General features: G+C 71.1%; 12 protein-coding genes. 6 read left to right on the top strand and 6 right to left on the bottom strand.

Going from position 1 to position 15,952, the window contains the following annotated elements; all coding sequences use genetic code 11:
- Positions 1-7 precede the first annotated feature (7 nt).
- Together Sp245p_RS01570 and Sp245p_RS01575 are read right to left on the bottom strand one after the other, a co-directional pair.
- Positions 8-580: a Uma2 family endonuclease gene (locus tag Sp245p_RS01570; RefSeq protein WP_014238827.1), complete on the bottom strand. Its 573-nt coding sequence runs from the start codon at positions 578-580 to the stop codon at positions 8-10.
- Positions 581-638: 58 nt separating this feature from the next.
- On the bottom strand, positions 639-3,323 hold the full coding sequence (locus Sp245p_RS01575; protein WP_014238826.1) for a bifunctional acetate--CoA ligase family protein/GNAT family N-acetyltransferase: 2,685 nt from the start codon (positions 3,321-3,323) through the stop codon (positions 639-641).
- A 299-nt stretch (positions 3,324-3,622) separates the two neighbouring features.
- Here Sp245p_RS01575 and Sp245p_RS01580 point away from each other — a divergent pair, with 299 nt between their 5' ends.
- A complete protein-coding gene (locus Sp245p_RS01580; RefSeq protein ID WP_014238825.1) occupies positions 3,623-4,564 on the top strand; it encodes an L-lactate dehydrogenase in 942 nt (313 codons plus the stop codon).
- A gap of 93 nt (positions 4,565-4,657) precedes the next feature.
- Here Sp245p_RS01580 and ppa read toward each other — a convergent pair whose 3' ends face one another.
- Positions 4,658-5,215, bottom strand: a complete 558-nt coding sequence (gene ppa / locus Sp245p_RS01585) for an inorganic diphosphatase (protein WP_014238824.1) — start codon at positions 5,213-5,215, stop codon at positions 4,658-4,660.
- Between the two features lie 148 nt (positions 5,216-5,363).
- Here ppa and Sp245p_RS01590 point away from each other — a divergent pair, with 148 nt between their 5' ends.
- Entirely contained in the window at positions 5,364-7,172 is a 1,809-nt protein-coding gene (locus Sp245p_RS01590; RefSeq protein ID WP_014238823.1) for an extracellular solute-binding protein, read from the top strand.
- Here the strand turns inward: Sp245p_RS01590 and Sp245p_RS01595 are convergent.
- From Sp245p_RS01595 to Sp245p_RS01605, 3 genes are all read right to left on the bottom strand, one after another.
- A complete protein-coding gene (locus Sp245p_RS01595; protein WP_014238822.1) occupies positions 7,127-7,858 on the bottom strand; it encodes a cytidylate kinase-like family protein in 732 nt (243 codons plus the stop codon). The two genes, Sp245p_RS01590 and Sp245p_RS01595, sit on opposite strands and share 46 nt — an antisense overlap.
- Positions 7,859-7,979: 121 nt before the next feature.
- Positions 7,980-9,521, bottom strand: coding sequence for a 2-polyprenylphenol 6-hydroxylase (gene ubiB, locus Sp245p_RS01600; RefSeq protein ID WP_014238821.1), 1,542 nt, complete (start codon positions 9,519-9,521; stop codon positions 7,980-7,982).
- A gap of 4 nt (positions 9,522-9,525) precedes the next feature.
- Positions 9,526-10,335: a class I SAM-dependent methyltransferase gene (locus tag Sp245p_RS01605; protein ID WP_079285102.1), complete on the bottom strand. Its 810-nt coding sequence runs from the start codon at positions 10,333-10,335 to the stop codon at positions 9,526-9,528.
- 148 nt (positions 10,336-10,483) lie between these two features.
- Here Sp245p_RS01605 and Sp245p_RS01610 point away from each other — a divergent pair, with 148 nt between their 5' ends.
- From Sp245p_RS01610 to Sp245p_RS01625, 4 genes are read left to right on the top strand one after another with little or no spacing between them, the layout of a single operon-like run.
- Positions 10,484-12,388 carry a tetratricopeptide repeat protein gene (locus Sp245p_RS01610; RefSeq protein ID WP_014238819.1) on the top strand — a complete coding sequence of 635 codons (1,905 nt, stop codon included), beginning with the start codon at positions 10,484-10,486 and terminating at the stop codon, positions 12,386-12,388.
- Positions 12,389-12,448: 60 nt separating this feature from the next.
- Positions 12,449-14,470 (top strand): tetratricopeptide repeat protein, encoded by a 2,022-nt coding sequence (locus Sp245p_RS01615; protein ID WP_014238818.1) that lies wholly within the window; start codon positions 12,449-12,451, stop codon positions 14,468-14,470.
- A gap of 48 nt (positions 14,471-14,518) precedes the next feature.
- On the top strand, positions 14,519-15,361 hold the full coding sequence (mutM, locus tag Sp245p_RS01620) for a bifunctional DNA-formamidopyrimidine glycosylase/DNA-(apurinic or apyrimidinic site) lyase (RefSeq protein WP_041811329.1): 843 nt from the start codon (positions 14,519-14,521) through the stop codon (positions 15,359-15,361).
- Between the two features lie 14 nt (positions 15,362-15,375).
- Positions 15,376-15,879, top strand: a complete 504-nt coding sequence (locus Sp245p_RS01625; protein WP_014238816.1) for a hypothetical protein — start codon at positions 15,376-15,378, stop codon at positions 15,877-15,879.
- Positions 15,880-15,952: the final 73 nt, after the last annotated feature.

Below are 15,952 nucleotides of genomic sequence, written 5' to 3' on the forward strand. Positions count from 1 at the left end.
AGGGCGTCTAGAGGACGCCCTCATACAGGGCGGCCATGGGAATCTCGACCCCGACCGAGGGGAAGCGCAGCGTCCCGCCCCCGATGACGTCGCGGCCTCTGATGTCACGAACAGCCCAGCTCTGCTCGTCCTCGCGGTGCCACAGTTCGGCAAAGCGCTTCGTCGAGTCGAGCAGCAGGATTTCCTGCACCGACGGGATTTCCCGGTAGATCGCCAGCTTCCGGCCGCGGTCGAATTGGGCGGTGGAGGGCGACAGGATCTCGATGATGATGGTCGGATCCGGCACCGGAACCATGCCGGGCTTCAAGGGCTGGCAAGTCACCGCGATGTCCGCCTGGAAATAGGTGTCCTCGTGGTCGGAAAGCCGGATGCCCGCTTCGGAAACGACACGGCATGGAGGCCGGAGCCGGGTTCCGATCTGAATGCCGATGGCCATCGCCAAGGCGCCATGGGTCGCGGCGGGCGGCGCCATGGCGACGGGTTGGCCGCCGTCCAGCTCATAGCGGGTGTCCGTTCCGTCGTTCCACACGAGGAACTCTTCCACGGTCATCGGGCGGGGTGCCGGATCGCTCATGCCCATGAGTATGGCCCTCTCCCTCGCCGCTTCCAAGTGGGCGCCGTCCAAGGGGCCGCCGCGGTTATTCCGCGGCCAGCCCGCCGCCCAGCTCGATGCGGACCTCGACCACGCCGGGCTCGTCGAGGTTCTCCTTGCGGATGAAGCCGAGCGCGCGGCACATGCCCAGCATGCTGGTGTTCTCGCGCAGGACCTCGCCGTAGACCTCCTTGATCCCGCGGGAGCGGGCGTAGTCCAGGATCTTGTTCATCAGCTGGTAGCCCAGCCCCTGGCCCTTCATGTCCGACCGCACCATCACGGCGTATTCGGCGCGCAGGTTGTCGGGGTCGGCGGTGATGCGCACCACGCCGTACATGATGGTCTCGCCGGTCTCCGGGTCCGGCCCGACGGCGACCAGACCCATCTCACGGTCGTAGTCCATCTGGGTCAAACGGGCGGCGGCCTGGTGCGACAGCCGCTTCAGCGGCGCGAAGAAGCGCAGCCGCAAGTCCTCCTGCGTCTGGTTGGCCACCATGTGGTGCACCAGCGGCTCATCCTCCGGCAGGATGGGGCGGACGAGGAACTGGCGGCCGTCCTTGATGGTGATCCGGTCCTCCAGACCCTTGGGGTAGGGGCGGATGGCCAGACGCTTGGCGCCGGGCAGGGCCGGGACGCCGACCTTGATGCGGGCGTCGAGCGCCAGCACGCCCTCCGCGTCGGCGAGCAGCGGGTTGACGTCCAGCTCGGCGACCTCCGGGAAATCGACGATGAGCTGGGAAATCTTGTTCAGCGTCAGCGCCACCGCCTCCAGATCGACCGCGGCGCGCGAGCGGTAGCCCTGCAGCTGGCGCCAGATGCGGGTGCGGCCCATCAGCTCGGTCGCCAGCTTCATGTTCAGCGGCGGCAGGGCGAGCGCGTAGTCCTCCACCACCTCCACCCCGATGCCGCCCTCGCCGAACAGCAGGACGGGGCCGAACAGCTCGTTCTCGGTCATGCCGACGATCAGCTCATAGGCGTCGGCGCGCACCGCCATCTCTTGGACGGTGAAGCCCTCGATGCGGGCGTCGGGCACGGCCTCGCGCACGCGGGCCAGCATGGCCTCGGCCTCGGCCTTGACCTCCGCCGGCTCGGTCAGGTGCAGGGCGACGCCGCCGACGTCCGACTTGTGGGTGATGTCCGGCGACAGGATCTTCAGCGCCAGCGGCCCGCCGATCATCTCGGCGCAGTGGGCGGCCTCCTCCGGCGTGTCGGCGCGGCGGGTGTCCACCACCGGGACGCCGTAGGCGGCGAGCACGCGCTTGGCCTCATACTCGCTCAGCCAGTCGCGCTTCTCGGCGATGGCGCGGGAGATGATCTTGCGCACCGTGATGCCGTCGGGCTGGAAATCCTCCGGCACCGACGGCGGCGTCTCCATCAGCAGCTCCTGGTTCCGGCGGTATTCCACCAGATGCAGGAAGGCGCGCACCGCGTGGCTGGGCGTGTCGTAGGTGGGGACGCGGTTGGCGGCGAACAGCTTGCGCGCCTCCGCCGCGGTGTTGTCGCCCAGCCAGCTCGTCAGCACCGGGTGCTTGCGCGTCTTGTTGGCGATCATGGTGTCGACCACGGCTTGCGCGGCGGCCAGCCCGTCGGTCACCGCGGTCGGGCAGTTCAGCACCAGCACGGCGTCGTTGTTGGGATCGGCCATCAGCGCGTGCAGCGCATCGGCGTAGCGCTTGGGCGGGGCGTCGCCGCCGATGCGCAGCGGGTTGCGGGCGCTGCCGGCGCCCAGCGCCTTCTCCAGCGCGTCCATCGTTTCCGGCGCGAACTGGGCCAGCCGCCCGCCGGACAGGATCAGGCTGTCGGTCGCCATCACGCCCATGCCGCCGCCGTTGGTCAGGATGGCCAGCCGGTCGCCGGTGATCGGCGACCCGGTGCCCAGCGTGCCCACCGCGTCGAACAGCTCGTCCAGGCCGCTGACGCGCAGGATGCCGGCGCGACGGAAGGCGGCGTCATAGACGGCGTCGGAGACCGCCAGCGCCCCGGTGTGGGAGGTTGAGGCCTCCAGCGCCTCGTCGGTGCGGCCGGATTTGATGACGATCACCGGCTTCTGGCGGGCGGCGGAGCGCGCCGCCGACATGAACTTCCGGGCGTCGCTGATGCTCTCGATGTAGAGCAGGATGGCCCGCACGTTGGCGTCGCCGGCCAGATAGTCCAGCAGGTCGCCGAAATCGACGTCCGCCTTGTCGCCCATCGAGATCAGGTGCGAGAAGCCGATCCCCCGCGCCGTCGCCCAGTCGGCGATCGACGTCACCACCATGGACGACTGCGCCACCAGGGCGACGTCGCCCTTCTTCGGGGTGACGTGGCCGAAGCTGGCGTTGAGCCCGCGGCCCGGCACCATGATGCCCAGGCTGTTGGGACCCAGGACGCGCATCAGGTGGGGCTTCGCCGCCTCGCGCAGGGTCTGGGTCTGCTCCTTGGAAAAGCCGCTGGAGATGACGATGGCCGCCTTGGTTCCGCGCTTGCCCAGCGCGTCGACGGTGGCCGGCACCGTGGCGGCCGGGGTGCAGATCACCGCCAGGTCCGGCGTGACCGGCAGATCGTCCACCGACTTGTAGGTCAGCACCCCCTCGACCGCGCGCTCGCCGGTCACCGGCATGATCGGGCCGTCGAACCCGGCGTTGAACAGGTTGCGGGCCACCACGGCGCCGATGGTGTTCGGCTTTCGGGTCGCCCCGATCAGGGCAATGGAGGCAGGCTTGAACAGGCGGTCGAGGTTGCGAACGGTCATGGCCGGGTTCCGGGGGTTCGTCTCACACAGCAAGGCTCGAACAGCCGCCATTCCGCTAAAGATCGGACCGGGGCCGTCGAGTTGCAATCAGCGGTAAGGAGGCAATCGCAGGACGGGAACGCGACCGATCGCCGCTCATGTTGCGGTGCAACATACACATTGGTCATACCTTTGTACAGGCGCCCTTTGTCGCGCCCCCCTCCGGAACGCATATCCCCGCCGCGCATCGGGGCTTGAGCGGGCGGGCGCGATGCTCCACCCTGTTGACCTTCAACGGAAAAAAACTGGGAGCGGGAGCCATGAAGGTCGGGATCGTCGGGGCTGGCGCGGTGGGCGCCACGGCGGGATTCGCCATGGTGATGAGCGGTGCGGCCAGCGAGGTCGTGCTGGTCGACATGAACGAGAAGCTGGCCGCGGCCCAGGCGCAGGACATCGCCCACGCCGTGCCCTTCGCCCGCGCCGCCCAAGTGCGCCACGGCGGCTACGCGGCGCTGGCCGGGGCCGGCGTGGTGGTGCTGGCCGCCGGCGTGGCGCAGCGGCCCGGCGAGACGCGCCTGCAGCTGCTGGAGCGCAACGCGGCGGTCTTCGGCGCCATCATCCCGGCGGTCCTGGCGGCGGCGCCCGACGCCATCCTGCTGGTGGCGACCAACCCGCTGGACGTGATGACGCAGATCGCCACCCGCATCTCCGGCCTGCCGCCGTCGCGGGTGATCGGTTCCGGCACGATCCTCGACACCGCGCGGTTCCGCGCGCTGCTGGCCGACCGTCTGGGGGTGACGCCGAAGTCGGTGCACGCCCATGTGGTGGGCGAGCATGGCGATTCGGAAGTCCTGCTGTGGTCCGGCGCCACCGTGGCCTGCCTGCCGGTGGACCGCGGCGCCGAGCGGCTGAAGCGTCCCCTGACCGCGGAGGACCGCGCCGCCATCGACGAGGGCGTGCGCCGCGCCGCCTATCACATCATCGACGGCAAGGGGCACACCGCCTTCGGCATTGGCGGCGGTCTGTCGCGCATCGTGGCGGCCATCGCCGGAGACGAGCGGGCGGTGCTGACCTGCTCCATCCTCAACGACGAAGTGCTGGGGGTGCCGGACGTGGCGCTGTCGCTGCCGCGGGTGATCGGGGCGGGCGGCGTCCTGGAGACGGTGATGCCCGACCTGTCGGAGGAGGAGGCGGCGGCGCTGAAGCGCAGCGCGGAAATCCTGAAGGAAGCGGTGACCTCGGTGGAGAAGTCGCTGCCCTGACCGGGTGAGGAAAAAAGCGGGGCCGGTCCGCGTTGCAGGACCGGCCCCGCGCTGCGGAGCCGGCCCTTGCAACCCGTCCAGTCGAGAGGCGCGTCAGACCACCGGGCCGAGCTGACCCTTGGTGGCGGCGGCGGCGCGCTCCATGCCTTCCTGGATCTTCTTGGCGGCTTCCTGCTCGTCGCCCCAGCGCAGGATCTTCACCCACTTGCCCTTTTCCAGATCCTTGTAATGCTGGAAGAAGTGGGCGATCTGCTCGGTGGTGATCTCCGGCAGGTCCTTGTAGGACTTCACGTTGCTGTAGAACGGGTGCAGCTTGTCGACCGGAACGGCCAGCAGCTTCTCGTCCTCGCCGCCCTCGTCCTCCATGAACAGCACGCCGATCGGGCGCGAGCGCAGGACGGCGCCCGGGATGACCGAATGGCGGCCGACCACGCAGACGTCCACCGGGTCGCCGTCACCCGACAGGGTGTGCGGGATGAAGCCGTAGTTGCAGGGGTAGTACATGGCGGTGTGCAGGAAGCGGTCGACGAACATCGCGCCCGACTCCTTGTCGATCTCGTACTTCACCGGCTCGCCGCGCAACGGGATCTCGATGACCACGTTCACGTCCCACGGGGCGTTCTTGCCGACCGGAACCTTGCTGAGATCCATGGAAAACCATCCTTCGACTGCAAAAGCGGGTTGCGCTTGGTTGTGGACGCGGGCCAAAGCTCCCGGCGCCGCGCGCGCGGAGTTTAGGCAGATGCGGGCATAAGTCAAAGCCACTTGCGCAGGTGCGGCAAAGGGACGAGCCTTCGCCATGCCCTGCATCCTCTTTGCGCTGCTCTGTCTCGCCTTTTTTCCCCTTGCGGCACGGGCCGACCCCCCCGCGAAGGCTGTCCACGCCATCGCCATGCATGGCGACCCCGCCTATCCGGCGGATTTCGCGCATTTCGCCTACGTCAATCCCGACGCGCCGAAGGGCGGCACGCTGCGCCAGGCGGTGACCGGCGGCTTCGACACGCTGAACCCCCATGTGGTCAAGGGCGTGCCCGCCCTGGGGCTTGGTTTGGTCTTCGAAACGATGCTGGCCCGCTCGTGGGATGAGCCCTTCTCGCTCTACGGCCTGCTGGCCGAGAGCCTGGAGGTGCCGGAGGACCGCGGCGCTGCCGTCTTCCACCTGAACCCCGCCGCGCGCTGGCACGACGGAACGCCGGTGACCGCCGCCGACGTGCTGTTCTCGCTGGAGGTCCAGCGCGCCCACGGCACGCCGAACCGCCGCCAGTTCTACGCCAAGGTGGCGAGCGCCGCGGCGCCGGACGAGCGCACCGTCCGCTTCATCTTCGCCACCGGCCCGGACGGTCGTTTCGACCGCGAGATGCCGCTGCTGATGGGGTTGATGCCGATTCACGCCAAGGCGTGGTGGGCGGGGCGGGACTTTGCCGCCACGACGCTCGACCCGCCGCTGGGCAGCGGCCCCTACCGGGTCAAACAGGTGGAGGCCGGACGGCGCATCGTCTACGAGCGGGTGACCAACTACTGGGGGCGGGACCTGCCGTCGCGGCGCGGGCTGTTCAACGCCGGCACGCTGGATTTCACCTATTACCGCGACGACTCGGTGGCTCTGGAGGCGTTCCTGGCCGGGCAGGGCGACGTGCGGCGCGAATCCGACCCCGCCAAATGGGCCACCGGCTACGACGGCCCGGCGCTCCGCACGGGGCGGATCGTGCTGGAGGAATTGCCGCACCGCCGCCCGGAGTTCGCCCGCGGCCTGATCTTCAACACGCGGCGTCCCCTGTTCCAGGACATCCGGGTGCGGCGGGCGCTCGGCCTCGCCACCGATTTCGCCTGGATCGGCAAGACGCTGTTCCACGGCGCGCTGGTCCGCACGGCGAGCTACTACCCAAACTCCGAGCTGGCGGCGGAGGGGGTGCCGGGGCCGGAGGAATTGGCGGTGCTGGAGCCCTTCCGCGACCGCCTGCCACTGGAGCTGTTCACCACGCCCTTCACCCTGCCGCGCACCGACGGCGGCGGACCGGCGGGGGCGCGGGATAACCTGCGCGAGGCACTGCGCCTGCTGGCCGAGGCCGGCTGGCGGGTGAGTGGTGGACGGCTGACCGACGGGGCGGGGCGTCCCTTCGCCTTCGAAATCCTGCTGGGCAACCCGGCGGACGAGCGGGTGGCGCTGGAATACGCCCGCTCGCTGGAGCGGCTGGGCATCGCCGTCACGGTGCGCACGGTGGACAACGCGCAGTATCAGGCGCGGTTGGATCGTTTCGATTTCGACATGACCCTGCGCTGGTGGATTTCCAGCCTCTCGCCGGGCAACGAGCAGCTTTACTATTACGGGTCGGAGGCGGCGGACCAGCCGGGCAGCCGCAATTATCCCGGCATCCGCGACCCGGTGGTGGACGCCATCGCCGCCTCCATCGCCGAGGCGCGGACCCGCGACGCCCTCGTAGCCCGCGTCCGCGCGCTCGACCGGGTGCTGCTGTGGGGCCATTACATGGTGCCGCTGTTCCACAGCCCGACCGACCGCATGGCCCGCTGGTCGCGGCTGAAGCACCCGGAAGCGACGCCCCTCTACGGCCCGCTGGTCGAGTCCTGGTGGATCGAAGAGGGCGGCTGAATCTCCGCGTGACCGCCATGGACCCGGTGGGCGTGCAGGATCAGGTCCGTGACGGCGTCCAGGTCGGTGAAACGGTCGGTGTTGACGATCAGGTCGTATTGCAGCGGATCGCCGTTGGAGACCTTGAAGAACTCCTTGAAATACTTGGCGCGGGCGGCGTTGACCCGCTGCACCTCGTGCAGCGCGTCGGCGACCTTGGCGGGATCGCCGCCGGCCAGCCGCGCGGCGCAGACCTCGTCCGATCCGACGATGCGGACGCGGAAGCGCGGCGCCCCGCGCAGCAGCAGATGCGCTCCGCGCCCGACGATCACCCCGCCGCGGAAGGCGATGCCGTTGACCACGCGGGTCAGCAGCTGCTGATACTCGGTCAGCGGGTCGTGCAGCCCCATCAGGCTGGCGTAGAGGAACATCCCCGCCCGCCCCGGTAGCTTCTCGTCGAGCTGGCGCATCAGCGTCGGGTCGGAGGTGGCGGTCGCCACCACGGCGTCGAGGATTTCCTTGTCGAAGCAGGGCACCCCCAGCGACCCGGCGAGCTTCGCCGCGATTGCCTCGCCGCCGGCGCCGTGGTCGCGGGCGATGGTGACGACAGGGGGCGGGGACTCCAGCGGGCCGAAGCGGGGCCGGTGCGGCTGGAACTGGTCGGTTCGGATGTAGGTCAGAAGCGCCTGGAAGTCGTCGCGGGCCATGGCTTCCCTCCGCGAACGGTTGCGACGGTTCCAGTGTCCGGCCGGGCGGTGGCGGGGTCAACGACGCCCAAGGGGGAGGGGCACGTCGCCGCACCCCTTCCGCGCGCCGCCGAAAAGGACCCTACAGCACCCGGACCGCGATCACCGTCAGCAGGACGACGATGATCCACAGGGCGACGCGCTCGCTGATCCGGCGTTCCACCCAGCGGTCGAGCATGTGCTTGATCGAGTGGGGGTGCAGGCGCAGGCCGCCGTCGGCCAGTTCGGCGGCGGCGCGTTCGGCCTGGTTCACCAGCCGGGGCAGGCGGCGCACCGTCGACACCACGGCCTCCAGATCGTCGAGAATCTGGGCTTCCGGCCCGCGGTTCTCGCGCATCCAGTCCTCGATCAGCGGGCGCGCCAGTTCCCACATGTTGATGTCGGGGTTCAGGATGCGGCCCACCCCTTCCGCCGTGAGCATGCTTTTCTGGAGCAGCAGGAGCTGCGGCTGGGTCTCCATCTCGAACTGCTCGGTCACCGCGAAGAGCTGGGCGAGCAGCCGGCCGACGGAAATCTCGCTCAGCGGCTTGTTCTGCAACGGCTCGCCGATGGCGCGGCAGGCCTGGGTGAACACTTCGATCGATTGGTGGCGGGGGACATAGCCCGCCTCGAAATGCACCACGGCGACGCGGCGGTAGTCGCCGGTCAGGAAGCCGATGAGCATGTCGGCGAGGTAGGTCCGCGTCGCCCGGTCCAGCCGGCCCATGATGCCGAAATCGACGGCGGTGATGTTGCCGTCCTGGGTGACGAACAGGTTGCCCGGATGCAGGTCGGCGTGGAAGAAGCCGTCGCGGAACACTTGGTTGAAGAAGCTGGCCGAGGCCTTCGCCAGGATCTCGTCGCGGTCGTAGCCGGCGGCGTCGAGCCTTTCCGACTCGTCCACCTTGAAGCCGCGGATGCGCTCCAGCGTCAGGACACGGCGCGCCGTGCGGTCCCAGTCGATGGCCGGCACGTTGAAGGTGGGGTCGTCCTTGAAGTTGTCGCCCAGCTCCGACGCCGCTGCGGCTTCCATCCGCAGCTCCATCTCCAGGCGGGAGGTGCGGGCGAAGGTGTCCACCACCTCGCGCGGGCGCAGCCGCTTCAGCTTGGGCATGACCATGACAGCCAGCTCGGCCAGCCAGTAGAACAGGTCAATGTCCCGCTCGAAGGCGTTCTCGATGCCCGGCCGCAGAACCTTCACCGCGACCTCCCGCCCCTCGGCGGTGACGGCGAAATGCACCTGCGCGATGGAGGCGGCGGCGACCGGCACCTCGTCGAAGCTGCGGAACAGCGTCCCGATGGGGGCGCCCAGCTCCTCCTCGACGATGGCGCGGGCCTGGGCGCCGGGGAAGGGCGGCAGCTTGTCCTGAAGCTCGGCCAGATCCAGCGCCATCCGCTCGCCGACGAGGTCGGAGCGGGTGGACAGCAGCTGCCCCAGCTTGATGTAGGTCGGCCCCAGGTCGGCCAGCGCGCGGGCCAGCCGCTGGCCGACGCGGCCCGGCTCCTTGGCGTTGCCGACCCAGCGCCAGAACAGCGCGAAGCCGGGGGCGGTCTGCGGCAGCGTTTCCGGCAGCGCGTTGTAGCGCGCCAGCGTGCGGCCGATCACGAAGAGGCGGCCAATGTTTCGGGCGGTCCGGAACAGCATCCGGTCAGATCCGCCAGCCGGAATGGATGGCGGCGATGCCACCGGTCAGGTTGCGCACGCGCACCGCGCCGAAGCCCGCCGCCTCGATGCGCTTGACCATGGCCTGCTGCTCGGGGAAGCGGCGGATGCTCTCCGCCAGATAGCGGTAGCTGTCCTCGTCCCCGGCCACCATGCGGCCGAGCCGCGGCAGGACCTGGAAGGAATAGACGTCGTAGATCTCGCGCAGGACCGGAAGGACCACGTGGCTGAACTCCAGGCAGAAGAACTTTCCGCCGGGCTTCAACACGCGGCGCGCCTCGGAAAGCGCGGCGTCGATGCGCGTGACGTTGCGAAGGCCGAACGCAATCGTATAGGCGTCCACCGAACGGGAGGCGATGGGCAGCCTTTCGGCGTCGCCGACCGTCCAGTTCACGCCGGTCAGCAGGTTGCGGTCGTAGGAACGGTCGCGCCCGACTCGGACCATCGACTCGGTGATGTCGCAGACCACGGCCCGGCCGCCGCCGCGCTCCAGGAAGCGGAAGGCGATGTCGCCGGTGCCGCCCGCCACGTCGAGCAGCGTCATGTCGGCGCGCGGCGCCACCATCTCCATCAGCGTGTCCTTCCACAGCCGGTGGATGCCGCCCGACATCAGGTCGTTCATCAGGTCGTAGCGCCCGGCCACGCTGTCGAAGACGGCGCGGACGAGGCCGGACTTGGCGTCGGGATCGACGGGGCGGTAGCCGAACCAGTTCCCTTCGGCCCCGGCGGACACGCCGGTGGCCTGGGCCGGAGCTGCGGGCTGGGACGGGGCGGAGGGGGTGCGCGGATCGGTCATGGCGCGCAACATAGCGCGCGGTCTGGGCTTGCGCCAGCCGGGGCGTTGCCGTGACGCACCCCCGGCGGGCGGTTTTTGCGGGCTTGACCCCGCGTCCCGGCTTCGCCACCGTGCCCGCCGGTGGACGATGGCGGACGGACGGGGGACCATGGCCACGCTGCAGGAAGCCCTGCTGATCGCCTTCGACCTCCAGCGGGAGGGGTGCTTCGCCGAGGCCGATTCGGTCTACGGCCAAATCCTCGACGCCGTTCCCGGCCACCCGCCGGCCCTGCATCTGCGTGGCCTTCTCCTCGCCCAGTGCGGGCGGCTGGAGGAGGGCTGCGCCCTGGTCGAACAGGCCGTCGCCGCCGTCGATGGCCAAGCCGAAGGCCAGCCCGATCTGCACGCCAACCACGCCAACCTGCTGGAGGCGCTGGGCCGCTTCGGCGCGGCGGCGGAGGCGCTGGCCCGCGCCGCCGCCCTCGATCCGGAGCGGGTGGCGCTTCTCAACAATTTCGCGCTGCGCCGGCTGGCCGCCGGCGATCCGGCCGCGGCGGAGCAGGCGCTGCGCGCGGCGGTGGACCTTCAGCCGGGGCTGGCCGATCCGCGCATCAACCGTGCCCAGGCGCTGGACGCGCTGGGACGGACGGACGAGGCGCTGACCCAGCGGCGGATCGCCGCGCTGCTGACGCCGGACGACGCCGGCCTGCTGGGGGCGCTGGCCCTGCGGCCCGATGTGGGCGAAGGGGAGCTGTGCCGTGCCCTGCGGCTCGACCCGGAGCGGGCGGCGCTGTGGAACCGGCTGGGCGCGTGGCGGAAGGACCGCGGCGCGCTGTCCTCCGCCCGCAACGCCTATGAGCGCGGTCTGGCGCTGGCCCCCGCCGACGCCGCGCTGTGGAACAACCGGGCCAATGTGCGGAAGGGGCAGGGTGATCCGGGCGGCGCACGGGACGCCCTGCGGCGGGCGGCGGCGCTCCAGCCGGAGTCGGCGGCCATCCGCAACAATCTCGCCGACGCCCACGCGCTCTGCGGCGACCCGGAGGCGGCGCTGGCCGAGGCGGAGGCGGCGCTCGCCCGCGACCCCGCCCTGGCCGACGCGCGGCTGGCGCGGGCCTCGGCGCTGCTGGCGCTCGGGCGCTTCGCGGAGGGCTGGGACGCCTGGGAGGACCGCTGGACCGCCGAACCCTGGTGCCGCACCGCCGGACGCTTCCCGCAGCCGCTGTGGAGCGGGCAGCCGCTGGGCGGCGGGCGGCTGCTCGTCTGGGGAGAGCAGGGGGTCGGCGACGAGCTGATGTTCGCCACGCTGCTCCCATTGTTGACGCAATCGTCAACGGAAGAGGCGCAATCATCAACAACCACTTTGGCCGGCTGCCTGCTGGAATGCGACGCCCGGCTGGCACCGCTGTTCGCCCGCGCGCTGCCGGGGGTGGAGGTGGTGCCGCGTGGCCCGCGGCCGGACCCGCGCTTGTCCGCCCCGGACATCGCTGCGCAGATCCCCTCGGGCAGCCTGCCGCGCCTGCTGCTGCGCAGCGAGGAGGATTTCCGCCGGCTTCGCCCGATCCTGTCCGCCGATCCGGCGCGGACGCCGGCGGTTCGGCGGAGGTGCGGGCGGCCTCTGGTCGGCATCGCCTGGCACACCACCAACCCGAAATGGGGACGCCTGCGCAACGTGCCGCCGGCCGATCTGGCGCGCGCGCTGCACGCCGCGGGCGCCGACATGGTGGTGCTGCAATACGGCGACTGCGCGGGGGAGGTGGCCGCGCTGGCGGCGGAGGGCATCGCCATCGCGCTGCCGCCCGGGCTGGACCGCAAGGACGACCTGGACGGGCTGGCCGCGCAGATCGCCGCCACCGACCTCGTGGTCACCATCGACAACGCCACCGCCCATCTGGCCGGCGCGCTGGGCCACCCGGTCTGGCTGCTGCTGTCCCATGCGCCGGACTGGCGCTGGCTGGTCGGCCGGGACGACTCCCCCTGGTACCCCTCGGCCCGCCTGTTCCGTCAGCCGGCGGCGGGGGACTGGCGGACGCCGCTGGACGCCGTGACCGACCGGCTGCGCGCGCTTTTCCCATAGCTCTGCTACCCTTCGCGTCCTCCCACCCCTTCACTCCCTCCCACGGCCCGGCACGGAAACATGGCGACAATCGCGGAAGCCCTGGCCATCGCCTTCGACCACCACGAGTCCGGCCGTCTGGCCGAGGCCGAAATCCTCTACGGCCGCATCCTCGACGCCGATCCCCATCAGGCGACCGCTCTGCATCTGCTGGGCGTGCTCTACGGCCAGACGGACCGGCCGAAACTGGCGGCGGCGCTGTTCGTCGGGGCGATCGGGCTGGTTCCCGACAATCCGGGCCTGCGCTACGACCTCGCCCGCGTCCGGCTGATCCTGGAGGACGGGCAGGGGGCGGTGGATGCCCTGCGGCGGACGCTGGCGCTCCAGCCCGACCACGCGGCGGCGCTGTTCCAGCTCGCCCTGGCCTGCCGCGGCGTCGGGCGGCACGACGAGTCGCTGCTGGTGCTGGAACGGCTCCTGACCCTCCAGCCGGACGGCCTGGAGGCGCGCTACCTCGCCGACCGGGCGGTGGAGCGGGAAGGGCGGGAGCTTCTTGATGGAGGGAAGGTCGGGCAGGCGGTGGCGCGGCTCACCCGCCCGGTGGCGGAGGCGGTGGGAGTGCCGCTCCTCTCCGCCCACGCCGCCGCGCTTTACCGCGATGGCCGGGTGGAGGAGGCCGCCCGACTGTTCCGCGGGCTGCTGGCCGCTCGTCCGGCGGAGGCCCTGGCGCTGTGGAACCTGTCGCTGTGCCGGCTCGAGGGGCGCGACGCGGCGGCGGCGGAGCGGCTGGCCCGCCGGGCGCGCGCCCTGGCCCCGCAGGAGGCGGAGGGCCACGCCAAGCTCGGGCTGGCGCTGACCGCCCAGGGGCGGCTGGAGGAGGCGATGACCGCCGGGCGCGCGGCGCTGGTCTGCGATCCGGCGCACGCGCCGTCCCTGTCCAACCTCGGCGCGCTGACCATCCGGATCGGGGAGGATGCGCAGGCCCTGCGGCTGGCCGAGCGGGCGTTGCGGCTGGCCCCGGATCTGGGCGAGGCCCAGGTCGTCCGTGGCGATGCCCTGGTGCATCTCGACCGCCCGCGGGACGCGGAGGAGGCCTTCCGCAGCGCCCTGCGGGTGGCGCCGCAACTGGTCGTCGCCCACTGGAATCTGTCCCATCTGCTGCTGCGGCTGGGCGATTACGCCGCCGGCTGGGCGGAGTACGAGTGGCGCTGGCGGAGCGAGGCCCTGGCCGGGCAGCGCCGCCCCTTCCGTCAGCCGCTCTGGGACGGCACCGATCTGGCGGGGCGGACCATCCTGGTCCATGCGGAGCAAGGGCTGGGCGACACCATCCAGTTCATCCGCTTCCTGGATCATGTGCTGCAGGCCGCCCCGGCGCATGTCCATCTGGAGGCGCACGGCCCTCTCCTGCCGCTGCTGGAGCGCAACACCGATCCGGCGCGGGTGACGGTGATCCCGCGGGCTCCCGACTTTCCGGGCGTAAGCGGCTTGCCCGACACCGACGTCCAGATTCCGCTGATGAGCCTCGCCGGTCTGTTCTGCCCGAGCCTGGAGGCGATCCCCGCCCGTGTGCCCTATCTGCGTCCTGATCCACGGCGCGCCGCCGCCTGGAGCGAGCGGCTGGAGGGCCGGCCGGGGCTGCGGGTCGGGCTGGTCTGGGCGGGCAACCCGTCCTTTCACGGCGATGCGCAGCGCTCGCCCCGGCTGGCCGGGCTGCGGCCAGTGCTGGGCGTGCCGGGCGTGCGCGTCTTCGGGCTTCAGAAGGGGCCGGGGCGGGACGATCTGGAGGGGATGGCCCTGCCACCATCCTTCACCGATCTGGGGCCGGACATCGTCGATTTCGCCGACACCGCGGCGATCATGAGCAACCTCGACCTCGTGATCTCCTCCTGCACCGGTCCGGCCCATCTGGCCGGGGCGCTGGGGGTGCCGGTGTGGGTCGTGCTGCCGCACTCGCCGGATTGGCGTTGGATGATGGGGCGGGAGGACAGCCCCTGGTATCCCACCGCCCGGCTGTTCCGCCAGACCCGGAGCGGCGACTGGTCCGGCCCGGCGGCGGCGATGGCGCGCGCCCTGCGGAGGCTGGTGGACGGTTTGGAGGGCTGAAGGCGCCCCTTGCGTCAACCCGCGCTTCCCACCATCCTCCTTGCCATCATGCCCGAACTTCCCGAAGTCGAAACCGTCTGCCGCGGCCTCGCCCCGCATCTGGAGGGGCGGACTCTGGTCCAGGTGCTCCAGCGCCGCGCCAACCTGCGCGTTCCCTTTCCGGACGGCTTCTGCGAGCGGCTGACCGGCCGCCGCGTCGAGTCGGTGCGCCGCCGCGCCAAGTACATCCTGGTCCATCTCGACGACGGGACGGTGCTGATCGCCCATCTCGGCATGTCGGGCCGCATGATCATCACGCCGGAACGGCCCGCCGCCTGGGGCGCCCACGACCATGTCGTGCTGGAGACCGACGCCGGGACGGTGGTGACCTTCAACGACGCCCGCCGCTTCGGCCTGATGGACCTCGCCATGGCGGAGACGCTCGCCGAGCACCCGCTGCTGCGCGCGCTGGGGCCGGAGCCGCTGGGCAACGCCTTCTCCGGACCGGTGCTGGCCGCGCGGCTGGCCGGGCGGATGACCAGCATCAAGGCCGCCCTGCTGGACCAGAGCGTGGTCGCCGGGCTCGGCAACATCTACGTGTCGGAGGCGCTGTTCCTCGCCCGCCTCAGCCCCACGCGCATCGCCGCCACGGTGAGCGGCGCCAAGGCGGAGCGGCTGGCCGCGGCGATCCGCGCGGTGCTGGAACGGGCCATCGCCGCGGGGGGATCCAGCTTGCGCGACTACCGGCAGGCGTCGGGGGAACTCGGCTATTTCCAGCACCAGTTCTCGGTCTACGACCGCGAGGGCGCGCCCTGTCCGGGCTGCAGCTGCGACGTGGCGAAGACGGGGGGCGTCCGCCGGATCGTCCAGGCGGGCCGTTCGACTTTCTATTGTCCGCAACGCCAGCGTTGATATAGGTGGAAGGTATGACGGCTCCATCGGCCACCGCGAGGGCGACGCTCGCCGCCCTCCTCCTCGCCGGCCCCGCCCTTGCGGGTCTGGCCGGGGTTCCTTTGCCCGCAACCTCGTCCGCCTGGGCGGCAGACCCCGCCCGTGCCGACTCCGCCCGTTACGTCGAAGGCATGGGGGACGTGCCGGTCATGCCGGGTCTCGCCCCCGCCGAGGAGGCGCCGCTGGTCTTCGACAAGCCCGCCGGACGCATTGCGCAGTCCGTCATGGCGGGCGCCATGGACCGCAACGCGGTCCTGTCCTTCTACAACCAGACCATGCCGCAGCTCGGCTGGAGCCGCGCCCCGCAACGGGCGGGCGGAAGCGCCAGTTTCCTGCGGGAGGGCGAGGAGCTGCGCCTGGAATTCGTCGAGCCGGCACCCACCACCGACGTGAGGGCCGCCACCGCGAGGGCCGCCGCCCAGAAGGCGACCCAGAAGGCGGCGGCCACGGTGGTCCGCTTCTCGCTGATTCCGCGCTGATCCTCCAAACGAGACCAAGAGCAAACCAGAAGCACCCCCGCCCGGAGCAAGGGGGCAAACCACGGGAGCCTGC

Origin of the sequence: Azospirillum baldaniorum (assembly GCF_003119195.2) — a bacterium.
GTDB classification, from domain to species: Bacteria; Pseudomonadota; Alphaproteobacteria; order Azospirillales; family Azospirillaceae; genus Azospirillum; species Azospirillum baldaniorum.